This window comes from Halorientalis sp. IM1011, assembly GCF_001989615.1.
GTDB lineage: Archaea > Halobacteriota > Halobacteria > Halobacteriales > Haloarculaceae > Halorientalis.
The window spans coordinates 2,766,167-2,778,002 of sequence record NZ_CP019067.1 but is presented as its reverse complement, the minus strand read 5'-3'; the positions used below and the strand labels follow the sequence as shown (position 1 = coordinate 2,778,002).

Annotated in this window: 8 protein-coding genes and 1 tRNA gene; 3 read left to right on the top strand and 6 right to left on the bottom strand. The window is 65.0% G+C overall.

Annotated features, from left to right (window positions below):
- Positions 1-100: 100 nt before the first annotated feature.
- Positions 101-1,291, top strand: a complete 1,191-nt coding sequence (locus tag BV210_RS14340; protein WP_077207310.1) for a PAS domain S-box protein — start codon at positions 101-103, stop codon at positions 1,289-1,291.
- A gap of 1 nt (position 1,292) precedes the next feature.
- Here the strand turns inward: BV210_RS14340 and BV210_RS14335 are convergent, their stop codons facing one another.
- A complete protein-coding gene (locus BV210_RS14335; protein WP_077207309.1) occupies positions 1,293-2,750 on the bottom strand; it encodes a PAS domain S-box protein in 1,458 nt (485 codons plus the stop codon).
- A gap of 324 nt (positions 2,751-3,074) precedes the next feature.
- Here BV210_RS14335 and BV210_RS14330 point away from each other — a divergent pair, with 324 nt between their 5' ends.
- Entirely contained in the window at positions 3,075-4,373 is a 1,299-nt protein-coding gene (locus BV210_RS14330; protein ID WP_077207308.1) for a sulfatase-like hydrolase/transferase, read from the top strand.
- Positions 4,374-4,493: 120 nt separating this feature from the next.
- Here BV210_RS14330 and BV210_RS14325 read toward each other — a convergent pair.
- Together BV210_RS14325 and BV210_RS14320 are read right to left on the bottom strand one after the other, a co-directional pair.
- Positions 4,494-4,567 (bottom strand) — tRNA-Thr (locus BV210_RS14325).
- A gap of 141 nt (positions 4,568-4,708) precedes the next feature.
- Positions 4,709-5,746, bottom strand: coding sequence for a class I SAM-dependent methyltransferase family protein (locus BV210_RS14320; protein ID WP_077207307.1), 1,038 nt, complete (start codon positions 5,744-5,746; stop codon positions 4,709-4,711).
- 81 nt (positions 5,747-5,827) lie between these two features.
- Here BV210_RS14320 and dph5 point away from each other — a divergent pair, with 81 nt between their 5' ends.
- Positions 5,828-6,607, top strand: a complete 780-nt coding sequence (gene dph5 / locus BV210_RS14315; protein WP_077207306.1) for a diphthine synthase — start codon at positions 5,828-5,830, stop codon at positions 6,605-6,607.
- Positions 6,608-6,610: 3 nt separating this feature from the next.
- Here the strand turns inward: dph5 and artA are convergent, their stop codons facing one another.
- The 3 genes from artA to BV210_RS14300 all read right to left on the bottom strand — a co-directional run bounded on the left by artA (position 6,611) and on the right by BV210_RS14300 (position 11,786).
- Positions 6,611-7,579 (bottom strand): archaeosortase A, encoded by a 969-nt coding sequence (gene artA / locus BV210_RS14310; RefSeq protein WP_077207305.1) that lies wholly within the window; start codon positions 7,577-7,579, stop codon positions 6,611-6,613.
- A gap of 152 nt (positions 7,580-7,731) precedes the next feature.
- Positions 7,732-10,668, bottom strand: a complete 2,937-nt coding sequence (locus BV210_RS14305) for a BGTF surface domain-containing protein (protein ID WP_172824904.1) — start codon at positions 10,666-10,668, stop codon at positions 7,732-7,734.
- Positions 10,669-11,030: 362 nt separating this feature from the next.
- Positions 11,031-11,786, bottom strand: coding sequence for a VOC family protein (locus BV210_RS14300; RefSeq protein WP_077207303.1), 756 nt, complete (start codon positions 11,784-11,786; stop codon positions 11,031-11,033).
- Positions 11,787-11,836: the final 50 nt, after the last annotated feature.

Below are 11,836 nucleotides of genomic sequence, written 5' to 3'. Positions count from 1 at the left end.
TGTGGATTACAACCACGAGTGAAAGATAGATAGTTTAAACTACGAGTGGAGTTCGATGTGTTGCCAACACTTATCACGAAACGTGCGCAGTTGACGATCAATGGTACAGGTCGGACGGGGTCCGCTCAGAGTGTGTTACGTCGGCGGTACCGAGGAGGTGGCGGACTGGATCCTGGCCGGATTCGAACGCGTCGATCGGGAGGTGGAGGTGGTCGTCGAGACGGGGTTCGAGGACGGGCTGGAACGGATCGCCGAGGCCGAGCAGCGTCTCGATCCCCGGATGCGGAGTCCGCTGGCCGACACGGAGGAGCCGTTCGACTGCGTCGTCCCCACGGACGACGCCGACTACGATCCAGTGGCGTTCGTCGATGCAGTCCGCACCAAACACGAGGATCTGCCGATCGTGCTCTTCGCCGCGGACGGTGACGAGTCGCTGGCCAGCGACGCCATCTCAGCGGGGATCGACGACTACGTGACGACCGACGGTGAGGACCCGACCGGAACGCTCGCGGACCACGTCGTCACGCAGTGTCTGGAGTACCGGGAGGCGCTGGACGAGAAGCGCCGCGGCAGACAGGCCCAGCGCCTGCTGGAAGCCAACCCGGACATGGTCAGCGTCGTCCGCCCGGGGGCAGCGATCACCTACCAGAACGAGACTGTGGAGGAGGTCCTGGGACACACAGCCGAGGACCTGACAGGCAGTGTCCCGTACGATCGGATCCATCCCGACGACTGGCGGCGGCTCCGCGAGGAGTTCTACGACGGTGTCATCGACGGTGACCGACCGCCCCGCGCCGAGTTCCGTATCGAGGACGCCGACGGCGACTGGCGCTGGGTCGAGGCCCGCGGTCGAAACCTGCTCGACGATCCGCTGGTCAACGGGTTCGCCGTCACGACCCGGGCCATCGACGACCGCAAGCGCCGCGAGCAGGACCTCGAAGGGTACCGGCGCGTCGTCGAGAACGTCGGCGATCCCGTGTTCTTGCTCGACCCCGAGGAGCGACTCACCTGGGTCAACGAGGCGTTCCTCGAACACACCGGGTACGACCGGGAGTTCGTCGAGGGAGCCCACGTCTCCCGATTCATGCGCGAAGACGACCTGGAGCGAGGGCGGGACCTGGTCGCCGACCTGCTCGACGACCGCGACCGCCGCTGGGGCGTCTTCGAGTTCGCCACACAGACCATCGACGACGACGTTCGCTGTTACGAGGTTAATCTCGCCGTCATCACCGACGACGACGAGTTCCAGGGGTCCGTCGGCGTCCTCCGGGACGTGACCGACCGGGAGTGAGTCACTCGCCCCCGACGCCAGTTATCTCCACGCGGGCCCCGCCGTCCGTACCCGCTACGAGCCGAAACGACCAGCCGTGGGCCTCGGCGACGCGACGGGTCAGCGCCAGCCCGAGCCCCGAGGCCTCGTGGTCGGTCGTCTCACCGTATTCGAGCAGGCGGTCGCGGTCCTCCTCTGGAATCCCCGGCCCGTCGTCCTCGACGTAGAAGCCGTCGGCCAGGTCGCCGACGGTGACGGTCACGTCGTCACCGCCGTGTGTCACCGCGTTGTCCAGCACCTGTTCGAGCAGTCGGCGGAGTCGGTCACGGTCGGCCAGGAGCTGGCGGTCGGTCTCGACGCTGATCGTCGCTCCAGGTGCGTCGCGGTCCTCCCACACGAGGGCGACGAGGTCCGGGAGCGCCACGGATTCGGTCCGTTCGACGGGCTTGCCTTTCCGGGCCAGCGTGACGAGATCGTCGATCAGCGTCTCCATGCGGTCGGTCGAGCGGCTGACCGCGTCGAAGTGCTCCTCGGCGTCGTCCATCTCGCGAGCCAGCTGGAGGCGTCCCGCGATGACGTTCAGGGGGTTGCGAAGGTCGTGTGACACCGCGCTGATCAGCTCTTCGAGGCGTTCGTTCTGCCGTTCGAGTTCGCGCTCGTAGGCGATCCGATCGGAGATGTCCCGGGCGACACCGGCGACGCCGACGGTCTCGCCGGTATCGTCGGTCAACCGAGAGCCCCGGAACTCGACCGGGACCTCGCCGCCGTCCCGGCGCTGCACGGCGGCCTCGATCGTCGCCTGCCCGGTCTCGAAGGCCTCGTCGATGGCGTCGGAGATCCGCTCGCGGTCCCCGGGCGCGAAGAAGGCAGTCGGGGCCATCCCGTCGAGTTCGGCGTCCTCGTACCCGGTCACGCCGGGGATCGACTCGTTCCAGTAGACCACGGTCCGGTCGCGGTCGAGGACGAAAAAGCCGTCCCGTACGGTGTCGAGGGCGTTCGCGAGGACGGTCCCCTGTCCTCCCGGATCGAAGTCGGCCAGTTCGGATCGCCGCGACGGTTCCGATCCACCGTCGGTGTCGATACGGTCGCCCTGACCGACAGCCGTGAGGATTTCGTCGGCGAGGGTCTCGTACCGCTCGGTCCCCGATCCCTTCTGGAGGTAGCCCGTGATGGCGGATTCGATCGCACCGTCGATGCGCGCGCGGTCCCGGCCGGTGAACAGGATAAAGGGCAGGTCGGGATCGGCGTCGTGGACGGCATCCACGAACTCGTCGCAGTCCATGTCCGGGAGGTGGTAGTCGCTGACGAGACAGTGAACGTCGCCAGCCCGGACGCTTTCGAGTGCTTCGTCGGCCGTCTCCGCGGACGTCACGTCGAGGCGGTCGTCCTCTCGACGGAGAAAAGTCGCGGCCAGGTCGACGATTTCCGGGTCGTCGTCGACGTGTAGCACCCGAACCCGATCGACGTCGGCGTCACTCATAGCAACTGTTTGGATAAGTGTCCTGTTAAGGGTTGAGGGCGTTTCGGTGAACAACGTCGGTCCCGGCCGCCAGGACGGACCCACCCTGTCACCGCGGTGGCCGGTTCCTCACTCGTCGACCGACTCCCCCAGTCGCTGAGTTCCTGACAGCGACCCACCCACAGCGAGTCCCTACGACCACGGTAAGCCACCGTTGTGGCCCCGCGAGTTCGGCCCATCGAGCGAGCGTCACGCGGGTGACTCCCCGTACGGGCCGGCTACCGCCACCCTCCCGTCGGTCGGAAGTGAACGTATAACCAAACGCCGTCGCCGGGACGCGGGGATATGGACAACGTCGCCGTCGTCGTTCTCGGATCGCTTCGGTACGACGAGTTCACCACGGCGTTCGACTGGCTCCCGGGCCGACGGTTCACCAGCGCGTTCGCACCCTCTCACTGGACCGTCCCGGTGCACGCCGGCCTGTTGACCGGCCGCTACGCCGGGGAGATCGGCGTCCACAGTCGCGCCCCCGAACTCGGTTGCCCGGAGTCGACACTCGCCGAACGACTCTCGGCCGCGGGCTACCGGACGCGTGCGTTCACCGCGAACCCGGACCTGTACCGGTACGACGGCTGGGACCGGGGCTTCGACGAGTTCGTCGGTTACGCCAGTCTCGACGCCTACCACCCCGACTCGTTCGACTGGGGTCAGGCCGTCGAGAACGGTTCCGCGACGGGCCGCCGACGCTATCTCGACGCCGTCTGGCAATGCCTGCGAGCGGACTGTGACACCCGCCGATCGCTCCGCGAGGGGTACGACCTCTTCGCCCGCTCGCCGGCCGACGGCGGCGCGTCGTCCGTCCGCGACCGCGTGCGCGCGACCGACTTCGGCGACCGGGAGTTCTGCCTTCTAAACCTGATGGAGGCCCAGTCACCGTACTACCCACCATCCCCCGGTGAAGACCCCGTGACGATGGTTGCCGCCGACGCCTTCTCCGACGACCCCGTCGACCTCGACCGCGCTCGCTCGGCGTACCGGCGGTCGGTCGCGGTGCTCTCGGAGATCTACCGCGAGATCTTCGCCGACCTCCGGGAGACCTTCGACTACGTCATCACGCTCTCGGACCACGGGGAACTGTTCGGCGAGTACGGCATGGTCGAGCACTCCTTCGGCCTCCACCCAGAGTTGACGCGAGTCCCCCTGGTCGTCAGCGGCCCCGGACTGGAGGGACGAGAGAACCGCGTCGTCAGCCTGCTCGACGTCCACCGGACCGTCGCCGATCTCGCCGGGATCGACGCCGACGGACGCGGCCAGAACCTGCTCGACGACCCCCGGCCCGTCGACCGCCTCGTCGAGTACCACGGTCCGCTCCCCGATCAGGAGGATCAGTTCGAGCGCAGGGATGCCCCTCGCGAAGCGCTCGAACGCCGGCAGTCACCCCTCTACGGGTTCGTCGCCGCCGATGGCTCCTACGCCTACGAAACCCACACCGAGGGATTCCAGACCGTGGGCGAGTTCGACGACGACCCGCGGGCACGGCTGGACGAACTCCGTACCGATCTGGATATCCGGACCGTGGCGGACGACGAGCGATCCGTCTCGGATTCCGTCCGTGAACGACTGGAGGAACGGGGGTACGCGTAGAGCCGATCGGGAAAATTCAGCAAGCCGGTGGAGGGGATTGTGAACCACGGTCGGAGCAAAGCTCCTCCCTGATTCAAATCCCTCTGTGGCATTCGCTCCGCACGTTCGTTCGTCGCAGAAAGCCGGTGGAGGGATTTGAACCCTCGGCCTATTCCTTACGAAGGAATCGCTCTGCCAGTCTGAGCTACACCGGCACGCTCACTTCGTTCGCGTCCCGAGCCCTGCGTCGCCTTGCTCCGCAGGACACCGACGCTCCGATGATTACATTCCTTTGTCGGCGCATAACCGCAATAAGGGTTGCGGATCGGATCGTCCCACAGGGACGCCACCGCCCCTCACACCCTCGACAACCGTACGTCCAGCACCACGTTGAGTTCGTGGGGCGCGTACGACCGGACGGTGTGGCGCGTCTCCACTGTGACGTCGTACTCCGGTTCCGCCGCGGCCCGGATCGCCCGCTCTCCAGGTCCGAAGGGATCGTCCTCGTGCTGGATATCGTAATAGTGAATCACCGCCTCGTCGCTCGCCAGCGCGACCGCCGTGTCCAGAAACTCGTCGGCGCTGTGGGGCAAGTTCATCACGATCCGATCGGCCCAGCCCTCGTAGTCGCCGGCCACGTCGCGCACACCGTCACTTCGCTGTACTCGTGACGAGCCCGAGACTACGTCTCGGACGTCCCCCTCGATCGCGGTCACACGGTCCTCGACGCCGTTTCGGCGGGCGTTCTCCCGCAGGTACTCGATGGCCGCCCCGTTGAGGTCGACGCCGACGGCTTCGGCCCCGCGCTCGGCGAAGGGGATCACGAACGGACCGACGCCCGCGAACATGTCGAAGGCGCGTTCGCCCTCTCGAACCTGCTCGGCCACGCGGTGGCGTTCGGTCGCCAGCCGCGGCGAGAAGTACATCTCGGCGAGATCGACCGCGAACTCACAGCCGTACTCGCGGTGGACGGTCTCCGTGGCGTTCCCGTCGCCGGCCAGCACCGCCCAGTCTCTGACCCGGAGGTCCCCCTTGACCTTCGAGGTGCGGTTCAGGACCGTCTCGACCGGCAACGCGGACGCGACGATGGCGTCGGCCAGATCCTGGGCGCGCTCGCTATCGTCCTCGTCGACGATCGCAACGTCGCCGATCCGCTCGTAGGCGGCGTCGAAGTCGACGAGATCGGACGGCATCGTCTGTGTCTCGCGTGCGGGTGCGTCGTGATCGATTACCTCGAAGTCGTCTGGGACCGCCTCGGGATCGACGACGGGGATGTACAGCCAGCCGTCGGCGTGTTCGATCTGGTGGGTGTCGTCGATCAGCTCGGCGGCCGCGAGGTCCTGACGGGCGCGCTCGCCATCCTCGCGGGCGACACGCACGCATGGCACCGACATGTTCCGGACTCGGCGGCCGCGGGCGGTAAGCCTTCGGTTCCGTGTCGGGCCGTTTAACCGCCCCGCCGACCGAGCGAGTGTATGCTCACGTTCGTCGGCCTCGGACTGTACGACGAGCGCTCGATCACCGTCGCGGGCCGGGACCGGCTCCGCGAAGCCGACCGAGCGTTCGCCGAGTTCTACACCTCCAGACTCGTCGGCACCTCCGTCCCGGACCTGGAAGCTCACCACGGCGTCGACATAGAGGTCCGCGACCGAGCGGGCGTCGAGCAGGACCCCGACCCCATCCTCGACGCCGCCGCCGACGGCGACGCCGTCTTCCTGACCGCCGGGGACCCGATGATCTCGACCACCCACGTCGACCTTCGTCTGCGCGCCCACGATCGGGGCATCGACACTCGCGTCGTCCACGGCACGACCGCACAGACCGCCGCGAGTTCGCTCACCGGCCTCCAGAACTACCGGTTCGGGAAAGCGACCACCCTCCCCTTCGAGCGCGCTCACGGTGGCTCGGGGGTCCCCGACAGCGTCGTCGAGACAGTCGCCGACAACGCCGACCGAGGCCTCCACACGCTCGTCTACCTCGACATCAAAGCCGCCGACGACGAGTACATGACCGCCGACACGGCCGCCGACTTGCTCGCCGACGAATACGACGAACGGTTGGCCGTCGCCGTCTGCCAGGCCGGCAGCTCCGATCCCACCGTCGTCGCCGACGATCTCTCGGCACTGGCCGATCGGGAGTTCGGAGCCCCGCTGCATCTGCTCGTCCTCCCCGGCGACCTCCACCTGCTCGAACGGGACGCACTGGTCGAACTCGCTGATGCACCCGTGGACCTCGTCGAAAACTGGACGGTCTAACTCTTACTCGCCGTCGGCCCGCACCGGCTTGACGTCCAGCGCGCCCCGCAGATCGTACTCGCTCCCGGTCGCCATGTACAGCAGATCCTCGATGATGATCAGCACCTCTGGGAGTTCACGCACCACCAGCCACGTGATCACGACCAGCGCGACGACCGACGCGCTCTGCGCGATGATCCGGTCGGCCCAGTAGTACGACACTCGCGCCGGATCCTGGGCCAGCGAGAAGGCGAACACGCTCGCAGTTAGCTCCGGGAACCACTGCATCTTCATGTTCCCGAAGGAGAGCCCGATGAACACGTTCCGGACGAGATTGAGCGCGTAGATGACGGGAATCGAGACGGCCACGGCGCGGAGTTTCCGCCGCATGGGCGCACGGACGGCCGCGATCAGCCCCAGCATGATGGCCATGCTCCCGATGCCGGTACAGGCGATGACGATCGTGTACGCGACCCGGTAGTCCGGTCCGTGCTGGAACGTGAACGTGTTCCGGAACGACTCGTAGTCCGGATTGACCGCACTCCCCTGGATAATCTCGGGATGGTAACCGAGCAGCCCCATCAGGAACTCGGTGTGGCGGACGACCATCTCGATGAGGACCTCCTGCAGGACGAGGATCGCCTCGAAGGGCAGGTAGACCGCCCCCATCACCGCGACGGCCCGCGAGAGGACGAACAGCGTGTCCCGTCCCCGCCGGAGCAAGACCGCGACGTACAGACAGCCAGGGACCGCGATCAGCGTCCCGATCCCCTCGACGATGCTCTTCTGGACGAACGCGAAGTGATAGATCAGCGTGAACCAGAAGACGGCGAACAGCACCCACGCACCGACGGTGACGGGACGGGCGATATCGCTGTCCGGATCGTACCAGTCCAGCAGTGCTCCGGCGACGAACGCCGCGACCACCAGCCACGCCAGCGGATCCGACCACTGGTTGAGCCACGCCAGCGCACCCAGCACCGTCTCGATCATTCACGCGTGCGTACGGCCAAGGCAGGCATATGTCTTGTCGTTAGGTCCGTACGCCACCGCGCGTGGTGACGCACCCGCAGAACAGCGCTGTCGCTGTCCGGTGTAGCGTCCGAAAGAAAAGCGTCAGTTAGGGCCGGACGGAAGTCCGGTAGTTAGTCGCGGCGGCGGACAGCCAGCAGGGCAGCGGCGACCAGCGCGACGAGGGCGAGGACGGCCGTGAAGCCGGGCCCGCCTTCGGTGGTCGTCTGCTCGTCGGTGTCAGCCGGCGCTTCGGTGGTGTCAGCCGGTTCTTCCGTGGTGTCGACAGGCTCGTCCGTCGTGTCGGACGGATCTTCCGTGGTGTTGTCGACAGGTTCCTCGGAAGCGGGCGAGACCGTGGCCGAGTCGCTGACGGCGGAGCCGTTCAGCATGTAGGCCGTGTCGGTGTCGCCACCAGGCTCGAAGTCGAGGGCCTGGTTGTCGTTCGTGTCCATGTGCGCGACCGCGTAGAGCGTGGTCTCGTTGGACAGCGGGCTGACGTCGATGTCAGCCGTCGTGGTGCCGGAGTCGAGGTAACTCGACGTGCCCACGATTTCGCCGTCGGCGGAGCCACTACGGATGGAGACGAAGCCTCCGTCCGAGAGGGTCGCGTCGACACTCACAGCACCCTCTTCGACCGTCTGGTCGTCGAAGGTGATGTCGGCGGTCGGTGCGTCACCGATGACGCCCTGCGTGTCGTAGTCGTCGTCGAAGCCCTGCGCGTTGGCGACGAACGTCGCGTTCTGCGCGCGGTCGGAGAGATCGACCGTGGCGCTGAACGTGCCGTTCTCGCTAACGACTGCTTCGGGGTCCTCGAGGAACGGACTCTCGCCCGTGGAGCGGAGCCGGATGTTCAGCTCCGTACCGGGGGCGACGCTCGTGGAGCCAGAGATGGTCTGGCCCGCAGAGGCGGCGACGCGGATGACGTCACCGGCGTCCGTGTCGAAGTCGATGGACTGCTCGACGATGGACGCGCGGTCGGTGACCGTCTGCGTCTCGTCACCGATGTCCGAATCCTCGAACGTGGTCCAGTTGGCGACGTACTCCTCACCGTCCTCCATGCCGAGGTTGGCGTTGCCGCCGAAGTTACCCTGCTGATTTGCAGAGTCTTCAAGGTCCGACCGGGTGAGCTGCAGGTTGTCTTCCTTCATCACGACGAAGAGGGAAGAGTTGCGCTCGTCCGGCACGACCTTGATACCGTTGTTGTTGCTCGACGACAGGACCAGCTCTTTCTCCTGCTGGTTCGCTGCCGTGCTCTCTTCGGTCTGCTCGACACTGAACTTGAAGTTCCCGTTGTCGTCGTAGCGGGTGATCGTGTTCAGCGCTTCGGCGTAGTCGTTCGTGCCTTCTTCCACGAACTTTAGCGCGCCGAACATGCTAGTGGACTGGACCTGGTAGACCAGGACGTCGCCCTCCGCGACGGAGTTGTCCCGGGTCAGTTCGCCCTCGTTGGCGAACTCGTAGAGTTCCGCGGTCTCGTCTTCTTCCACGTCGGAGAAGACGTCACCGGGCATCGTCCAGCTCTTGATGTCCGTGACCTGCGGTTCGACGACCTGGACCGTACCGACGTCGAGTTCGTCACCGTTGTGGGTGACGTTGACGTCGTACTGGTCAGGTTCCATCGGACCGGAGATACCAACGTTAGCCGTCGGTTCACTGAGATTGTCAGCCGCACCGGCGACCATACCGAGTTCGTCGCCGTTGATGTCGCTGGTACCAGCGAGACTCACAGTGTCCTCGTTGTCGTCAGCCGAGAGAGCGAGGTCAAGCGTGTCGTTTGCGATATCGTTGCTCTGTGCGAGCGTCCGATTTTCGTCGTCGGGCGTCCAACTGTCAACCTGACCCTGAACGTAGGCCGGGAGGTCGCCGTCGTACCGACCGGCGATGAACGTGTTCATGTTGACCGTAACGACGCCGTCGTCGTTACCGTCTTCAACACGGAAGGTCGCGTTGAAGTTGACGTTGTTGAAGCCGACGTTGACCTTGGCTTCGTCCGTCTCTTCAAGCTGGATCGGGATGACCGCGAAGTCACCCTGTGCTGCCGTGGCGACACCGCCGCGGAGGATCGTTGCGTCGACGTCGTCCTCTTCAGTCACCGAGACGGACGAGGTGTCCGTAACGCCCGTGTCCGTGACCTCGAACGAGAACTCGTAGTCTCCGATGTCGACTGCGGAGAAGTTGGATGTGATGTTGGCGTCACTGCTGACATCCTCGAGGAGGACACCGTCACCGGAGTACTCCGTGTCACTGCTGATGTCGTAGACATCACCGAGCGAGTTATCGTCTTCCTCGAGTTCGTCTTCGAAGATTTCGACGACTTCGCCATCGTCCAGGCCGTCAGCCTCGACCGTCATGTTGTAGCCGGTCCGGGCGGAGTCGGCCTCGAGGTAGATCTCCTCCTGCGCAGATTCGTCGGACTGGAAGCCGACGTTCACGTTCTGCGGGGTGATCTCGAAGGAAGCCGTGGAAACACCAGCATACTGAGCACCGTCAGTAGTGCCGCCATTGTAGCTACCGTTAGCGGCGAAGTTAGCGTGACCAGTTCCGTCCGAGAGACCATTCTCGAAGTTGATCACGGACGTCTCGCTGGCCCCCGTCGAAAGGACGTAGGAACCCTCGAAGTTCTCCGTGTTGATGATAGCTTCGCCGTCGTTCAGTGAGACTTCTGTCGTCAGTGAGCCAACGCGCTGACCGCCGCCGTCGCGGCTCTCAGCCTCACGGACCTGAACGACGTCCGTGTCGATACTCGAATCAACGTTGATCACGAGACGCTGACCCTGCCAGTACGGACCGCCGCTGGAGGTCAGACGCTCGTCATATGCATTACTCTGCCGTTCTGTCGGATCATTATCGCGATCGTATTCGTCGATCACGCTGTCATTCGCAACGGCTGCTCCTGAGAACGCGACCATCGGTGCAACTACCGACAGCACCATCAGCGTCGCGAGGAACAGGCTGCGAACCTTCTTTTTAGTTCCTGTCATAGTTTGTGTTTGTGCGTTTCGGGCGGTGCCAGCAACTTTCCCGTCGGACAGCCGCGGCCCACACGACCGCCGCGGGGAGACTGCCAAACCGTACTCGATACTGTCACCATGGGTAGGGGTACGGTCAGAACAACTGGCCCTCATAATAAATGCTTTGTGGTCAAATTCGCGGGTTGACATCATCCCACACACCCAGATTTCGGGGTTTCGAGGCCCTGATTCCGGAATTTAGCCTCAGATGTGAGGGCGTCAGTCGAACGGCTAACAGGCGTCTGACACGAGCGGCCGGGTAACAGCCGTCTCGATCTGGCACGCAGCCGGGACGGTAGATGCCGGCTTCCGGAGCGGTATCGATCACCAGCCTTTGGATGGAACGATCGCTCGCGGTAACCGATAGGCAGCGAAAAACGAGTACTGAGACTAACCTGTCGAGGAACCGCGAACGACGCTCAGTTCGTCACGACCTCGACTTCGTGGCCGTCCATCGTCTTCGTGAACGCGTAGCGGTCGTCACAGCTCTCTGGGTCGCGGTAATCCTCGGCGTGGCGAGTCAGCAGCGTGTCCCAGAACTTCTGGAGGTCGTCGGCCTGCACCGCGACGTGGCCCCACGCGTCGCCCACGTCGTACGTGCGCCCGTCGTAGTTGTACGTGAGTTCGACGGACATCTCCTCGGGGGCGGCGTCCTCGGGCTTGAGGAAGTAGAGTGCGAAATCGTCGAACTCCTCGCGGCGGAACAGTCGATAGTCGAGTTTCCGGGTGAACCAGCCGATGGCTTCGTCGGCGTCCTCGACGCGCAGCATGGTGTGGTCGAGGCTCCACTTCGCGCCGTGGTCTCGCTCGACGATCTCGATCTCGTGGCCGTCCGGATCCGTCACGAACGCGTACTGCCCGCCACAGGAGTCGGGATCGCGGTAGTCCTCGACGCCCTCGTCCATCAGTTCGTCGTAGGCCTCGTACACGTCCTCACAGCGCACCGCAACGTGCCCCCACGCGTCGCCGAAGTCGTAGGTCCGGTCGTCGTGGTTGTAGGTGAGTTCCAGCAGCGCACCGTCCTCGTGTTTGTCCGCGGGGCCGAGGAAGACGTTGGTGAAGGTGTCGGCCTCCCAGCGGCCGTACTCCTCGTAGTCGAAGTGGGTCCGGTACCAGTCGAGGGACTCCTCGAGGTCCTCGACGCGCATCATCGTGTGATCGAGCGTCGCGTGCATGTCCGATAGGCTGGGGTGGAACGCCGAAAAGGATATCGACGGCCAGATCG